Raw genomic sequence first — 16,016 nt, forward strand, 5'->3', positions numbered from 1 at the left:
GCGGCGGATTTGACTTTTTATCCAACGCCTCGCTTCATGCGCTGTGTCCCTTTGGCGGCGTGGAAACGATGGCGCAACTTTTGATGACAGGCACGTTGATTCAAAAAGTGCGTGCCTCATCCGTGATCCTGCTGGATTTAACGCTGCTTCTCTCCTGTTGCTTGGTCCTGTTTTCTGCGGCTGGGTCTGTCCACTGGGAACGATTCAAGAGTGGGTTGGCAAACTGGGGCGCAAATGGTTCGGCAACAAAATGTACAACCAACTCATCCCACGCAAACTTGACCGTGTTCTGCGCTACCTGCGCTATGGCGTTTTGGCCTGGGTGCTTTACGTCACTTTCGCCAGCGCAAGCCTTGTCTTTCAAAGTTACGACCCCTACTTTGCGCTGTTCAACTTTTGGACAGGCGAAGTCACCATCACCGCCCTGTTGATTTTGGAAAGTATTTTGCTCCTCAGCCTGCTGGTGGAACGCCCGTGGTGCAAGTACGCCTGTCCTTTTGGTGCGGTGTTGGGAATCAGCAACCTGTTCCGCATCTTCACCATTCGCCGTAATCAAGACACATGCAAGTTAAAAGGCGACGCCTGCTCCACACTTTGCCCGATGAATATTGAAATCAGCAAGCATACCGTCATCCGCGATCATCAATGTATCACCTGCATGGAATGTACTTCCGAGGCGTGCTGCCCCGCAAAGAATACGATCTATTTGGGATTGGGAGGCATGGAATGAGATTGAATTCAAGGTTGTAGCGATCATCGTGCTGGTCGTGATCTTTGGTGGAATCGCGCTGACCATGGGTCTCGGCTGGTGGCAGACTGGGGGAATGGGGCGCGGAAACGGCAATCATAACGGAAGTACAACCAACAGCCCATTTGAAGTAGCCGCATTATTTGTCCCCGTATCTTTTCCGCCCATTCAACGTCATATAGAATGAAAAGCCGTGATTCCAGAAAAAGAGCTATTAACGCAGGCAGGACAATTCGATACCCGCGCGCTGACTGAGATTTACGACCTCTACAGTCCGCGGCTGTATCGCTACGCCATGCGCCTGCTCGGCGATGACTGCGCAGCGGAAGACTGTGTATCTGAAACATTCAGCCGTTTTCTTAAAGCTCTGCAGGCAGGCAAAGGTCCGCGTGATTATTTGCAAGCCTATTTGTTTCTGCACGGCGCACAACCTTATTGTGGATCATTATCGCCGCGAAACCTCCACTGAAGAATTGACAGATAACCTGCCGAATACCGAAGATACCGAGAACGCTACCGAGCACAATCTGAGTCAGAATCGTGTACGAGAGGCATTGCACAAGCTGACCGAAGATCAACAGCAAGTGATTGCACTCAAATTTCTCGAAGGCTGGGAGAACGAAGATATCGCACGTGTATTAAACAAACCTGTTGGCGCAGTCAAATCCCTTCAACATCGCGCACTGGCTCGCTTGCAGAAAACTCTTTTAGAAGACGAGGTATGAATATGACTAAAGACAAAGAAATTGACCCGCGTCTCACGGCTTTACTGGATGAATTAAAACCCGCATCTGTGCGTGACCCTCAAACTGCTGCCCGCGCCCGAAGCAGATTCCTAGCCCAAGCCGTATCTGCAAGCGAAGAACAACGTCACAACTGGTGGACGACAATCTTTCAACAAAAGGAGAAATTTGCTATGAATCTGATCATGTCTGCCCTTGTTGTTCTTGGCCTGCTATTCGGAGGAAGCGCCACCGTTTCCGCCGCACAGGATGACCTCCCAACCCAACCGCTCTATCAGATCAAACTGGTAAGCGAAGATGCAAGCGTCTGGCTTGCGCCTGACCCCATTACAAAAATTGAAAAACTGATGGAGCAGGCACAAACACGCACCGAAGAAATGGCCGCATTAACTTCAGAAGGAATTACGCCGCCCACTGCATTACTCACCCGCACGCAGGATCGAATTCAACAGGCGCTGCAATTGACGGCAACACTTGACGATGCCTCAATGACAGCAACACTTGAACAAATCCGCGCAGACCTGCAAACACAGGAACAACTGATGCTTCATCTACAGGATGGAACCTGTGCCGAGTGCGATTCAATTTTGCAGCAAACGCATGAGATGTTGCAAATTCATTTGGAACAAATCGAAAGCGATATTGCCGACCCGTCAAATTTCCGTAACCAGTATCAACATCAAAATCAGCACCAAACTACACAGACTCCGCCGGCAGCCGACAGCCCAGTCACACCGCAAACATCCTGCACACCCGCGCTGGACGGCACTGGTCAACAAAATGGAAATAATGATCAACCAGCCAACACACCCATCCCGCAAAACAACGGGACAAATCAAAACAATAATGAAAATAGTAATATGAACGACAACGAGACTACCAACGGAAATGGGAATGGAAACAGGAATGATAACGACTCCGTTCCCGACTCTAGCGATCAGGGCGGAAAGCCCTAATAAAAAAATAGAACATCCTTCATGGATGTTCTATTTTTGCGGGGGAGGGTAATAAGTAAACTCAATAATGGATAAGGAGTATTTACCGCAAAGAGTGGCAGAATTTACTGGGATTCAAGAATATCCATTATCGCACACCAGTTTTTTCTTTAATTTCCTTCCCCTTCTGCAAAAGGCAGGGTGAAATAGAAAGTGCTGCCTTTATTTCTTCCCGCCGATTCCAGCCAGATTCGCCCGCCATGAACTTCAATAATTCTTTTTACAATCGCCAGCCCAATACCTGTGCCTTCATTATCAGAGCTCAAACGATTAAATAAACCAAATACACGCTCGTGATATTGCGCCTCAATCCCAACTCCATTATCTTTAACGAACAGAATGGGGTATCCACTATTGTTGTCAAAACCCGCAGCGCCGATCTGTATATGCGGCGCGGATTGTTCCCCCATAAATTTTACAGCATTAGTCACAAGGTTTTGAAGCACCTCCACGATCCGCGCACGATCACAGCAGACAATTGGCAGAGGATCCAGTATCTCAACCTGTATCGCATCAAGCATCAGAGGATTTAATACCAGGCTTAATGTTTCTTTTATGATCTCTGAAAACTCAATGTTCTCCAGAGGATTAATAATACGACCCACTCTTGAAAGTTCAAGCAGGTCACTCAAAAGGTTTTGCATTTTATCTGTGGCATTGATCACGCGCGCAAGGTCATTATCAAAACGGATCATATCGCCTTTTCTGGCATCTTCACGCAAGTATCCAACGAAGCCGCGAATCGTCACCAGCGGGGATTTTAAATCGTGCGAAACTGTATATGAGAACCGCTCCAGCTCCGCGTTTTTTGTCTCTAATTCCTTGATCAACCTGGAACGATCATCAAACAACCGCGCTGTTTCGATCGCGTTCGCGACCTGATCAGCCATTGTTTGTAGTGCGGTAATATCCGCCTCGGTAAATGCGGCAGCGCGGTCTGATTGAATGGTCATCGCACCAATGACATCACCGCGCGCCCTTAAAGGCAGGGCGAGTTCAGAGCGCGTAAGCGGCAAAATCGGATTCTTGAAATGTACCGCATCTTCACCCACATCCAGGGCAATACGCGCCTGATTATTTTTTACACACCAGCCGACCATGGATGAACTTGCAACTGGCAGCGAGTGCTGAAAATTCAACATAGTCTGCCCCATTTCTCCAGTGGCGGCACGCAAGACCACGATTTCATGTTTTTCATCCGCTAGAAAAATACCCACATAATAGTAATCAAAATGTGAACAGATCAACTCCACTACTTTCGAAAGCAAAACATCCAACTCCAAAATAGACGTGGCCGCGCGGCTCACCTCCCCGGCAGTCTGCAGCTGGATCGTGCGTCTGGTAAGCGCCTCTACAACATTGCGTTGAGCAGTTTCTGAATTCTTTCTCTGTGTAATATCAGTCCAGGCTCCCAGCCAGTATTGGGGTTGACCTTGTTCGTTACGTATCAGGCTGGCTTCATCCCGCACCCAAACCACCTGCTGGTCTTTGGAGATCAGGCGATACTCCATAAGGAATGGCTCGCCAGTTTCGGAAGTCCGATTATTTTCCAAAATCACATTTTCACGATCAGCAGGGTGAAGGATATCCATCCACAATAAAGGATTTACTAAAAATTCATCCTGAGAATATCCAATTATTTTAATTACCTGAGGACTGACATATGTTGTCAATGAGCCCAAAGAAGTGTCATTAATATAAGTAACCGTTGAGATGTTCTCCAGGAAAGAGCGGTACATCATTTCACTCGTGTTCGCACGTGAAATAGCGTTTCTGGTTGTATCCACAGCCGTTTTTTGCAGTAGAAGAATCACAAAAAAGAAAAAAGCGTAAATAAATAATCTGGACATGAGAGAGTATTCTTTAGCATCAGGCAAAAAATGATATGCATCGGCATAGATCATAAAACCGCCAAAGCCAACGCTAAGAAAGACCAGCCATAATCCAGTTCTAACCCCAAGGACAAGAGCACCGATAAGAATCACTGCTGCATACCCAAAAAAGATCGGTGCAGCTACTCCGGTCGCTGTGTATGCACCGAAAGAGACGATCAACCAGAGAAATGCGACAAAAATCAATCCAGCAAGGCGAAGTTTTCGACGGCGAATCAGCCAGAAGGTTAATAAACAAATCAGCGCGGCCGTCCCTGAGAAAAAAAGCCGCTCGCGCGATCAATTCATGAAAGACCAACAATGCCGATAAAATAAACATCCCGCTCAAAAAAAGAATGCCAATCACAAGTGAACGCAACAAACTTGCTGAAAGTTCTTTTTCTGAATCTCCAAGGATAAAATCAATGTAATTATCTTTCATTGGGTATGCCTGATTTTACTGTAAAACCATGTAATCACGTCAATTGGATAAGGCACAAAAAATCCAGGGTAAAAAACCAGGGCATTTTATCTTTGACCTTCACTTATAACGCAATTAAAGCAATGGCAGCCACCGCCAACAGTACACCAAACCATTGTGAGCGCGAGATGCGTTCCTTTAAAAAAATCCACGCCAGCAAAACAGTGACACTCGGATAAAGCGAAGCCAGAACCGCCGCAACATCCAACCGTCCCACGCGATTCGAGAGGATGAAAAACATGTTTCCAGTCACATCAAAAACGCTAATCATAAGCAGCAAATACCATTGCCGAAACGGCGGAGTCAACGGTTGGTGAATAAGATATGCAATAAAAACAAGAACAGCCACTGCAGAGAAACGCAAAATAAAGATCGGCCATAGTATTGATTCACCGCCTATGTCATGCATCAAAACAAAAAACATTCCGAACAAAATACCTGCAATTAATGGAAGCCGAACATTCACCCAATTAAGCTGCAACGAACTTCCTTCTTCACGGGCAATAAACCAGATCGCGATCAAAGCCAGCGCCATGCCTGCAAAAACAAAAACACCCGGCAACCCTTGCGTAAACATGCCAACCACAACGGGCAGCATTCCCGCCATCAAAGCCGAGACGGGTGCGGCAATACTCATTCTGCCTTCAGCGAATGAGCGGTACAACAATAAAATCCCCACCCCGCCGAACACACCACTCAACAACGAAAGCCACACTCCGCGCACAGACGGAAACGTGTCGCCGGACAACCAGGCGGCAGCCGCGATGATGGGCATTGCCAGAATATCAGACCAGATCACAACCGCATATGAGTTGACACGTCTGCTTGCAAAGCCGCCGGTAAAATCCGCTGCTCCATAGGTTAATGCAGAAAACAAACCAAACAAAATCGCGGTCACATTTTCCTCTTCTAGAAAATATAAAGATATTCACTCAATATGCTGTGTTTGTGTCTTTTCCATTGAAAATATCTTTGGCGCAGAGCCTTTCAAAGTCCCATGCCTTCATGTTCGCTGAATTATATACCGGCTCTGATAGTTTTCGGCATTTAGCAATTTTCTCTGCCGACAAGTCAAACTTTTGATGACAAATTGGACTTCCGAATTCAGACATGATTATATATAATATATAATCATGTCATTAACTGCTGAAAAAGAACTTACCCACAAACCTCTTAAAGAGGAAATCTTCGATGCACTGCACCGTCAGATCATCGCCGGAAAGTACTCACCCGGTGATTGGCTGCGTCAGGAGGATATCGCCAGCCAGATGGGCGTCAGTATGACTCCGGTGCGCGAGGCATTGGACCTGCTTGTTGCGGCCAGTCTTGCTGAACGTGTTCCTATCGCGGCGTGCGTGTGCGCGAAATGTCCACGCAGGATATTGTGGAAGCCTACGGTCTAAGGTTGATGCTCGAAGCGTTAACTGCCCGGGAGGCGGCAGTGCGTATTACACCCGAGCAGATTTCAGGCCTCGAAAAAATAATGGATGAGATGAAGAAGCATGTCAAATTAAATGAGATGCCTCAGGAGCGGCAGTTAAGCCGCGAGTTCCATTCATTGATCGCTGAGGCTTCAGGAAATAACCTGCTGATAAAAATGTATGCCGTTGTCACAAACGCATTCCCCGATTGGCTGCTTTATGAAGCAGTGTTCCGCAAACCCGAATTGCTTGCGAGCAGTGTGGCGCAAACCTATGAGGAACACTCAGCCATCGTGAACGCGCTCAAAAAAGGCGACGCAGACAAAGCCGCACAATCGTCCGTTGAACATGTTCTTGATTCAGGTAAATGGCTGGAAGAATATCTTGGCATTCCAGGGAATTTATTAAGAGAAAAAGAAGAGCAAGTGAACCACTTAGTAATAAAGAAATCAAAATAGGAGGCAGTATGTCAGAAGAACTATATAAAGAGATGGCTCAAAGTATTATCGATGGTGACTCGGATATCGCTACCGATCTCGCCAAAAAATCCATCGAGTTGAATATGCACCCGCTGGAGACGATCACAAAAGGATTCGTGATCGGAGTAAATTACATTGGCGATCAATTTGGTCTGGGCGAAGCGTTTCTGCCTGAACTGGTAATGGCCGGTGAAGCAATGAAAGCCGCAGTTGCCGTGCTCGAACCCGAATTGCTCAAACTTGGCGAAGCGCGCGAGATGATGGGAAAAGTGGTTCTTGCCACCGTCGAAGGTGACATCCACGAGATCGGCAAAACCCTTGTCGGCACCATGTTGAGCGCCTCCGGTTTTGAAGTCGTTGACCTCGGCGTGGATCAACCCGCTGACAAGATCATCGGCAAGGCGCTTGAGATCAACGCCGATATTATCGGCATGAGCGCGTTATTAACCACCACCATGGTACGTCAGCGCGAAGTGATCGAAGAATTGGACAAAGAAGGCTTGCGTCCGCGCATCAAAGTGATGGTTGGCGGCGCACCGATCACCCGCGACTGGGTGACCAAGATCAAAGCTGACGGGTACTCTGAAGATGCGATCGGTGCAGTCAAGATCGCCAAGGAACTGGTCGGCAAGGCAGATCAATAAACATAAAAGACATCAGAGAGAGAAGAGAGACATATGCCTCGGGAGGGCCTTATGTCTTCTAAAACGATCAAGACCATCAGCAATCCAAAACTAAAATTGGAAGTGCTGACAAAAGATGAAGTAAAACAAATTCACGAAGCGACTCTACAGATCATTGAAAAAGTCGGTGTGAGATTCCCGTCAAAACGCGCACTGGAAATTTGGGCAGCCAACGGCGCAGATGTGGATTATGAAAAGAAGATCGTGCGCGTCAAACCGCAGATCATCGAAGATGCGATCAAAAAAGCGCCGCCTGCGTACAAACTCGCAGCACGCGACCCGCAGCAGGATCTGCAGCTTGACGGAAACCATGTCAACCTTGGGACTGATGGCTGCGGCGTGGAAGTGATCGATATTAACACCGGCGAAAAGCGCACGTCATGTTTACAGGATGTGCGTGACATTGCCAGGGTTGCAGATGCGACTGAAGAGGTTGCATTCCACTGGGTTTCTGTCTCAGCACAAGATACACCCGCAGAAGCCCGCGGACTGCACGAACTGAAAGCTGTTTGGGAAAATTCCACCAAACACGTGCAGACCGAGTCCATTTACAACGTGGAAGAAGCAAAAGCTGCAATTGAAATGGCAGCATTGATCGTCGGCGGAAAAGATAAACTCCGCGAGCGGCCCGTACTTTCACTCATGCAGTGCACAGCTCCTCCGCTCGGACATGACGGCGGCAGCCTCGACGCAGCTCTCCTCGCCGCAGAAGTCGGCATCCCAACCGGATTTATGACAATGGCCGCCTGTGCTACAACAGGTCCCACCACCATGGCTGGCAATCTCGCAGTCGGCAACGCGGAAGTAATTGCCGGAACAGCCCTTTTACAACTTGCGTTCCCCGGTGCGCCTGTCTTTTATGCGGCAGCACAAACCGCATCAGACCTGCGCACAGGCGCATACACTGGCGGCGGACCGGAGGATTTTCTCTTTGGCGCAGCGACCAATGTGATGGCAGATTTCTACAACATTCCGCTTTCGATGGGCGCATTTGCCACAGGTGCAAAAGAACCAAACTGGCAGGCAGGCCTCGAAGGTGCAATGTCCAGTTTTATGGCGAGCATAGTCATGTCTGATATGCTGCTCGGGTGCGGATTCCTGCACGGCAGCCGCATCTGGTCATTCGCAGAGATGATGATGGACTGTGAAATATTCTCCATCGTTCACAAAATGATGGAGGGCATCGTCGTCAATGAAGAAACTCTTGCGCTTGATGTGATTGCCGCAGTCGGGCCGGGCAGTCACTATCTCGGGCAAAAGCACACCCGCAACCATATGCGTGAATTGTTCATGCCCAAATTCATGGATCGCCGCCCATATTCCGAGTGGGAAACCAAAAAAGACGACGCGCGTGATTGGGCAACAGCCAGGGCGCGCAAAACATTGAAAGAACATCAGCCAGACCCGCTGGACGAAAACATCAGCAAGGAAATGGAAAGAATTATCAAGTCGGTCGAAAAGTAATAAGGAAAAAAGTGATGAGTAACAAGTGACGAGATACGAGACTTGTTACTCATCACCCGTATTTCAATGCAGTTTCTCGCATCTCATTCTTTATTACCTATTCTCTAAAAAATCTTATTACTCGTTACTCGTATCTCATTAGAGGTGTCTTATGCAACCAAAGCTCACACTGTTAAGCGATGAGATCATCGCCCGTATTCTGGAAGAAGCGTATGAACTTCTTCTAAAGCCTGGCATCAAAGTCCAGAATGCTGAAGCGCGGGAATTGCTTGCCGCAGCCGGCGCAATCATTGACCCGAAAACTGACGTTGCACAGATTCCTGCATCACTCGTCCGCAAGGCGCTGGAGACCGTACCGCGCGAATTTTATCTCTATGATTATGATGGAAATCCCACCGTACACTACGGCGGTGACTCCGTCCATTTTGACCCGGGGTCATCAGGTATCACCATGCTCAATCCTGAAACACTTGAGCACGATACCACCGAAACAGAACATCTTATTCGTCTGCTAAAAGTTGCAGAACAACTTCCGCAATATGACGCGCAATCCACCGCCGTCATTTGTCACGACGTACCCAAAGATATTCAAGATTCATATCGCCTATATCTCGTTTTACTTCACTCAAAAAAACCGATCGTCACCGGCGCATTCACGAACAAGACCGTGCAGGAGATGATCGACATGCTGACAGTCTTCGCGGGTTCAGCACAAGCGGCCCGCGAAAAACCACGCGCCATCTTTGACGTGTGCCCCGCTCCGCCATTGATCTGGAGCAACTTCGGCGCCGGCAATTTGATCGCACTCGCCCGCGCCGGCGTGCCCGCGGAAATTGTCTCCGTGCCGCTTTCAGGCGCGGCGGCTCCCGTCACCATGCTTGGGACTGTCACACAGCACACAGCGGAATGTTTCGCGGGCATCGTCATTCATCAACTTGCGCACGCAGGTTCGCCCATCGTTTGGGGCGGCGCAGCCGCCATCTTCGACATGCGCAAAGGCGCAACACCGATGGGCGCGGTTGAAACCGCCATGCTTGATTGTTCATATGCGCAGGTTGCGAAAACTCTCAACATGCCGACGCACACCTATCTTGGCGCAACCGATTCAAAACTCGTCGATGCGCAAGCTGGTCTCGAAAGCGGAATCTCCGCGATGGTCGGCGCGCTGAGCGGCATCAATATGATCTCCGGCTCAGGCATGTTGGACTTCCTCGCCTGTCACAGCGCGGAAAAACTCGTCCTCGATGCCGAAGGCATTGCCATGGCAAAGCGCATGATCGGCGGCGTGAAGCTACACACTGACACACTTGCCACAGGTTTCTACGATGACAAGATCAACTTCAAAGGCGGCGACTTCCTCAAGCAGAAAGCCACCATGCAGCTCTTCCAAAAGGAGCAGCATCTTCCCAGCAGCGTCATTGACCGCGACTCGACTCGCGCCTGGAAAGCCGCCGGCTCACTGGACGCCTTCGGCAGATGCAAGATCCGCGTGACCGAATTACTCGCATCCTACAAGCGGCCTGAAATTGATCCTGCCCAGGAGCGCAGACTCTACGACTTCATGCTTGATCTCACAAAAAAAACCGGCGTAGACATATTGCCTTTGTTGGAACATTACCAACCCGCATAAATAAAAGACTGGGACTTCGGAAGTCAAAAAAGACTTCCGAAGTCCCTTACCTCACGCTCCTGCGGATTGGTAATCCTTATCAGGAATTTCTAATTCCTAATTTCCACACCACCCAGGAGGTGCATTATGCAACCGAAACTGTCCTTGCTCAACGATGACCTGATCTCACGCATCATCGCAGAGGCCTATCAACTGATGATCAAACCCGGCATCAAAGTGCAAAATGCCGAAGCGCGTCAACTGCTTGCCGAAGCCGGCGCACAAGTTGACGAAGAGACAATGATCGTCAGAATCCCCGAACAGATCGTTCTCAAAGCGCTGGAAACCGTCCCGCACGAGTTCTTCCTCTTTGACTACTACGGCAGCCCCACGGTCCAGTATGGAGGCGACGCGGTTCAATTTGACCCAGGCTCCTCAGGCGTCACCATCCTCGATCCCCTCACACTCGAACACAAAACCGCTGAAACCGCAGACTTGATCCGCATCATTAAAGTTGCAGAAAGCCTGCCGCAATATGACGCGCAATCCACGGCTATTGTTTGCCACGATGTACCCAAAGATTTGCATGACCTATATCGTTTATATCTGGTCATGTTGTATTCAAAGAAACCGATCGTCACAGGCGCATTCACAAACGCAACCGTGCATCACATGATCAATATGCTCGCCATCTTCGCCGGCGGACATGATAACTTGCGCGAACATCCACGCGCAGTTTTCGATGTATGCCCATCACCACCGCTGATCTGGTCAAACTTTGGCGCGGGCAACTTGATCACATTGGCACGAGCCGGCGTCCCCGCAGAGATCGTCTCCATGCCGCTGGCAGGTGCGGCTTCTCCAGTCACATTGCTTGGCTCGGTCACACAACACGCTGCAGAATGTTTATCGGGCATCACCATTCATCAACTGGCTCACGCAGGTTCACCGATCGTTTGGGGCGGCGCACCCGCCATCTTTGACATGCGCAAAGGCGGCACCCCATTCGGCGCAGTCGAAACCGCAATGATCGACTCATCCTATGCACAGGTTGGAAAATCACTTGGCCTGCCCACACACGCATATCTCGGTGCAACTGAAGCAAAAGTTTTGGATACACAAGCCGGCCTCGAAAGCGGAGTAGGTGCAATGATCGGCGCATTGAGCGGCATCAACATGATCTCCGGCTCAGGCATGTTGGACTCCCTCATTTGCCAAAGCCCTGAAAAATTAGTCACCGACGCAGAAGGCATCGCAATGGCGCAGCGCATGGTGCAAGGAATGAAGATTCACACCGAAACACTTGCCACAGCTTTTTATGAAGGTGTTAACTTTAAAGGCGGCGATTTTCTCAAACAACGGGTTACAATGCAACTCTTTCAAAAAGAACAGCACATGCCCGGCAAGGTCATCGACCGCGACTCAATGCGCGGCTGGAAAGAATCAGGTTCAATGGATACATTCGCTCGCGCAAAAATCCGCGTAAACGAAATTCTCGCATCCTATCGCCGCCCCGAGCTTGACCCCGCCAAAGAAAACGAACTCCACGCCTTCGTGCTCGACCTCGCCAGAAAAGCAGGCATCGAACACCTACCCATACTAGAGGATATGCAGCCCGCATAAACATGCTCACACTCTCCCAACTTCTGCGCGTCCCCCATGTTGACAGTACATTAAGATTTGACATCTCACCCGACGGGCAGAGGTTGGTTTTTGCCTGGAACAAAACAGGCCGTTGGGAATTATATGAAATGCCATTGGATAAAAAGAACGGATCAGACTCACCGCAGCTTGTTTCTCAAAAACAAGGAAGCAAATTCTCCCCGATCCATTCTCCCGATGGCACAATGCTCGCCTACGCATTAGATCTCGACGGCAGCGAGTCATATCACATCATTGTGCATGATCTCAGCACCCACATCAGCAGAGATCTCACACCTCAAATCGCCTACGCGCACCAACCAAATATCACCTGGTCGCCCGATGGAAAAGTACTGGCTGTGCTTTCTGACAAGCACGGACAGTTTGCTTTGCACCTGATCCATCTGGATGGTACACCCGGACGCATGATAAAAAATGTATTCCACCCCTGCTGGGATGCGAAGTGGTCACCCGATGGTCAGTGGATCGCGATCGAAGCTGAGTCAACTGCCAGCGACCGCAGCATTTATGTCATGCCTGTTAATCGTCCGCGCAAGGGCGTGAAAGTAAATACGGTGCAGCTTAAAGTAAATGGTCAACTCTTGAATGCACAGCAACCTGCATGGTCACCTGATTCTAAATTTTTGGCATTCTCCGGCGAGAACGGCGAATGGCACGATATTGGATTATTCAATGTCGAGTCAAAAGAAATTACATGGGTTAACGAATCAACTGGCGATGACACACAACCTGCATGGTCGCGGAGCGGAGAAATTATCGGTTGGGTGCATTCTGAAGGTGCAAAGACCAGCTTACAGCTTAAAGAAGGAAGCGATGTTATTCGCGAGAAAAAGATCGGGGATGGAGTCCATTACTTTCCGCAGTTCACTGATGATAGCGTTGTAATTCTATATGAAGATACGAGTCATCCGTGCGATTTGTGGAAGATAAATCTTAAAGATAATTCGATCAGGCAGTTAACAAATTCATTGCCCGATGACTTGCGCGACGCAGGGTTTATTCAGCCTGAAGAAGTTTGGTACACCAGCAAAGACGGGACGCAAGTGCCGGCCTTGTTATATCGTGCAAAAGATAGCACACGGGGAATTATCGACATTCACGGCGGACCGAACTGGCTGTATCAATTTTTATGGTCGCCGATGATGAGTCATCTGGCTTCACGCGGCTGGACGGTGCTTGCGCCCAATTATCGCGGGTCGACGGGCTATGGCAAAAAATGGCAGAACGCCAGCCGCTACGACATGGGCGGCGTGGACACCGATGATTGCGCGGCGGGCGTGAATTATTTAATTGAAAATAACTTGGCTGACAAAAACAAGATCGCCGTAACAGGCAGAAGCCACGGCGGTTTTCTAACGATGTCTTGCATGACAAGATACCCTGAATTGTTTGCGGTGGGTTCAGCAGTGGTTCCATTCTTAAACTGGATCAAATCACACAAAGACTCGCGTGAAGATTTGCAGCATTGGAATATTGAAAACATGGGCGATCCTGAAGACAATCATGACCGATGGGTTGAACTTTCACCTTATTTCTTTTTAGACAAAGTCAACGCGCCTGTGCAAATGATCTGCGGCGGAAACGATCCGCGCTGCCCGGCATCTGATTCGATCGATGCTCGTGATAAACTGGTTGAATTAGGCAAGGAAGTTGAGTTGTTGATTTACAAAGATGAAGGCCACGCTTTTTTAGATATTGAAAATGTGATCGACTCGGAAGAAAAGTGCGTGGAATTTATAGTGAAGAATATTTAAAACCAGAGATCAACAGCGATAAACAAAGATGTTTTTATTTTTATCTCCGTTGATCTCCGTTTATCATGGTGAACATTTTATTTAGTCTTATCAAAGTGGAGTAGACATGGAACCGTTGAAGTTTCTTAGCGATGACGATATAAAAGCAATGCATGAAGCAACACTTCACATCATGAGTGAAGTGGGATTGATCTGGCCGCATAAGCCCAGCCTTGATATTTTGCTGGGCGCGGGCTGTACAATAAAAAATAATCGCGTTTGTATGCCGCCGCATTTGGTTGAAGATTGCATCGCAAAAGCCAACAAAAGACCCGTCATCCGCGGGCGCAACGGGCAGACCAATGAACTGGGCGGCGGCAATTTATATTTTCACAATCTGGGCGGCGCGCGTGATGTGTTCGATGCAAAGACCGGCACCCGCAGAATTGCAACCGATCAGGATGTGATCGATGCCACCCGCGTACTGGATGCCCTCCCCAATTGCCACACAGTCACCCCGTTCTTCACGCCACAGGATGTGCCCGGTGAATTAATGTCACTGTTCATGTACCGTCATTCCATTCCGCACACGGTCAAGCCTTTGCAGGGACCCGGCATTCAATTTGCAGAGGAAGTAAAGTATGCGGTTGAAATGGCACAAGTGATCGGCACGCCCGCCAATGAACTCACACTCTCCCTCTCCCCCGTCAGCCCGTTGACGATCCACGACCCCGCTGCTGCTGCGATTGTTGAAATGGCGAAGGCCGGTGTGATCTGCGCCAACCTGCCCGCGCCCACCGGCGGAGCCACATCGCCGATGACCATCACAGGCAGTCTTGTGCAGCAAAGCGCAGAAACGCTGGCGCTGCTCGTCCTCGCGCAAATCGTCAACCCCGGATGCGGTGTTGTATATTGCGGACGCCTCGGAATGCTGGAGCCGCGCACCGGATTAATTTGGGGCGGCGTGGAACTTGGCATGTCATCAGCCGCCACGGTTCAACTCGGACATTTTTACGGATTCAGTGTCAATGTATATGGGTTTTCAACGAACGCACATACCCTCGACGCCCAAAACGCATTCGAGCGCGGACTTAACGCATCGATCCCTGCTCTGGCCGGCGCAGACGAATTATCAGGCATCGGCGAAATGGAAGCGGGCGTAATGGGTTCATACGCTCAAATGGTTTTGGACAATGAACTTGTTGGCAGTATCATGCGCCAGCGAAAAGGTCTCTCAGCAGATGCTGCCCATCTTGCAGTGGACATCATCGAAAATGTGATGAATGGCACGCGCAACTTTTTAGGTCAGCGCCACACGCTGAATCATTTGAAAGCCGGCGAAATCGCACTGACAAAACTTGCCGAACGCAACTCATGGGAAACATGGGAAGATAAACTGGGCCGCAAACAAATGGCAGATTACGCCGCAGACGAAGCAGAAAGGATTCTGCGCGAACATCAGGTCCCGCCGCTGGAGCCTCAGCAGGAAAAAGAACTTGATAGAATTATGGCCGCTGCTGAAAAAGAAATGGTAAAGAAGAAATAAGGAGTTGATATGTCTGAAGTTGACGAAATTGCTGAAAAATTGAGAGCTGAAGGCGAAAAATTTGTCGGGATTTTCTCTGCATTAACTGACGAACAATGGCAAGCGGAAGTCTACACCGAAGGTACGACATGGACCATCCGCAATGTCCTTTCGCATTTTGTCACCTCTGAGCGCGGACTGGTGAAGCTGTTTGAGCAGATCCGTCTGGGAGGAAGCGGTGCCGCAGACGACTTCTCAATTGACCGGTACAATGAATCGCAGCAGGCGAAGACCAAAGACTTACCCGTTGCAGAATTGCTTGAGAAATACGAATCCACTCGCGCAGAAACAGTCACATGGGTTTCAGGATTAAAAGACTCAGAACTTGAGATGGTTGGTCGACATCCATTTCTCGAACAAACCACCCTGCGTGAAATGGTCAAGATGTTGTATATCCATAACCAAGTCCATTATCGTGATTTGAAGAAGGTATTGAAGTAGAAAGTTGGGAGTAAAACGTGAGAAGTGAAAAGTGAGAAGTAAACGCAAAATACACACCTCATTTCCGCTCTTCTCTTTTCATCCTTCATCCTTCATCTTTC

The 16,016-nt window shown here is 49.2% G+C and carries 15 protein-coding genes and 1 pseudogene; 14 read left to right on the forward strand and 2 right to left on the reverse strand.

The features are described 5' to 3' along the window. The first annotated feature begins 43 nt into the window (after positions 1-43). Genes IPL71_RS08705 through IPL71_RS08725 form a run of 5 tightly spaced genes read left to right on the forward strand, consistent with a single transcriptional unit; the run spans position 44 to position 2,447 of the window. Positions 44-730, forward strand: coding sequence for a 4Fe-4S binding protein (locus IPL71_RS08705; protein ID WP_345320767.1), 687 nt, complete (start codon positions 44-46; stop codon positions 728-730). Positions 731-758: 28 nt separating this feature from the next. Continuing rightward, a complete protein-coding gene (locus tag IPL71_RS08710; protein WP_345320768.1) occupies positions 759-935 on the forward strand; it encodes a hypothetical protein in 177 nt (58 codons plus the stop codon). 6 nt (positions 936-941) lie between these two features. Then, on the forward strand, positions 942-1,217 hold the full coding sequence (locus tag IPL71_RS08715; protein WP_345320769.1) for an RNA polymerase sigma factor: 276 nt from the start codon (positions 942-944) through the stop codon (positions 1,215-1,217). After that, entirely contained in the window at positions 1,186-1,473 is a 288-nt protein-coding gene (locus IPL71_RS08720; protein ID WP_345320770.1) for an RNA polymerase sigma factor, read from the forward strand. Before IPL71_RS08715 ends, IPL71_RS08720 begins: the two co-directional genes overlap by 32 nt. Before the next feature lie 2 nt (positions 1,474-1,475). Next, the gene (locus IPL71_RS08725) at positions 1,476-2,447 is read left to right on the forward strand and encodes a DUF5667 domain-containing protein (RefSeq protein WP_345320772.1); all 972 of its coding nucleotides are present in this window, start codon (positions 1,476-1,478) and stop codon (positions 2,445-2,447) included. 149 nt (positions 2,448-2,596) lie between these two features. Here the strand turns inward: IPL71_RS08725 and IPL71_RS08730 are convergent, their stop codons facing one another. Further along, on the reverse strand, positions 2,597-4,540 hold the full coding sequence (locus tag IPL71_RS08730) for a PAS domain-containing sensor histidine kinase (RefSeq protein WP_345320774.1): 1,944 nt from the start codon (positions 4,538-4,540) through the stop codon (positions 2,597-2,599). A gap of 362 nt (positions 4,541-4,902) precedes the next feature. After that, the gene (locus IPL71_RS08735) at positions 4,903-5,736 is read right to left on the reverse strand and encodes an EamA family transporter (RefSeq protein WP_345320776.1); all 834 of its coding nucleotides are present in this window, start codon (positions 5,734-5,736) and stop codon (positions 4,903-4,905) included. Positions 5,737-5,971: 235 nt separating this feature from the next. On the opposite strand from IPL71_RS08735, the gene IPL71_RS08740 reads away from it, so the two are divergent. The 9 genes and pseudogenes from IPL71_RS08740 to IPL71_RS08780 all read left to right on the forward strand — a co-directional run bounded on the left by IPL71_RS08740 (position 5,972) and on the right by IPL71_RS08780 (position 15,915). After that, a complete protein-coding gene (locus IPL71_RS08740; RefSeq protein ID WP_345320777.1) occupies positions 5,972-6,241 on the forward strand; it encodes a GntR family transcriptional regulator in 270 nt (89 codons plus the stop codon). Then, positions 6,205-6,717 carry a GntR family transcriptional regulator gene (locus tag IPL71_RS08745; RefSeq protein WP_345320778.1) on the forward strand — a complete coding sequence of 171 codons (513 nt, stop codon included), beginning with the start codon at positions 6,205-6,207 and terminating at the stop codon, positions 6,715-6,717. Before IPL71_RS08740 ends, IPL71_RS08745 begins: the two co-directional genes overlap by 37 nt. 8 nt (positions 6,718-6,725) lie before the next feature. Then, positions 6,726-7,382 carry a cobalamin B12-binding domain-containing protein gene (locus tag IPL71_RS08750; protein WP_345320780.1) on the forward strand — a complete coding sequence of 219 codons (657 nt, stop codon included), beginning with the start codon at positions 6,726-6,728 and terminating at the stop codon, positions 7,380-7,382. A 27-nt stretch (positions 7,383-7,409) separates the two neighbouring features. Next, positions 7,410-8,885 (forward strand): annotated as a pseudogene (locus IPL71_RS08755) (trimethylamine methyltransferase family protein); the annotation flags it as partial. Between the two features lie 151 nt (positions 8,886-9,036). Further along, on the forward strand, positions 9,037-10,515 hold the full coding sequence (locus tag IPL71_RS08760) for a trimethylamine methyltransferase family protein (protein WP_345320782.1): 1,479 nt from the start codon (positions 9,037-9,039) through the stop codon (positions 10,513-10,515). A 126-nt stretch (positions 10,516-10,641) separates the two neighbouring features. Further along, positions 10,642-12,117 (forward strand): trimethylamine methyltransferase family protein, encoded by a 1,476-nt coding sequence (locus IPL71_RS08765; protein WP_345320784.1) that lies wholly within the window; start codon positions 10,642-10,644, stop codon positions 12,115-12,117. 2 nt (positions 12,118-12,119) lie between these two features. Further along, a complete protein-coding gene (locus tag IPL71_RS08770) occupies positions 12,120-13,910 on the forward strand; it encodes a S9 family peptidase (protein ID WP_345320786.1) in 1,791 nt (596 codons plus the stop codon). 106 nt (positions 13,911-14,016) lie between these two features. Further along, positions 14,017-15,435, forward strand: a complete 1,419-nt coding sequence (locus IPL71_RS08775) for a trimethylamine methyltransferase family protein (protein ID WP_345320788.1) — start codon at positions 14,017-14,019, stop codon at positions 15,433-15,435. A gap of 9 nt (positions 15,436-15,444) precedes the next feature. Beyond that, positions 15,445-15,915: a DinB family protein gene (locus tag IPL71_RS08780; RefSeq protein WP_345320789.1), complete on the forward strand. Its 471-nt coding sequence runs from the start codon at positions 15,445-15,447 to the stop codon at positions 15,913-15,915. Positions 15,916-16,016: the final 101 nt, after the last annotated feature.

Source organism: Candidatus Villigracilis proximus (assembly GCF_016717045.1).
Taxonomy (GTDB): domain Bacteria; phylum Chloroflexota; class Anaerolineae; order Anaerolineales; family Villigracilaceae; genus Villigracilis; species Villigracilis proximus.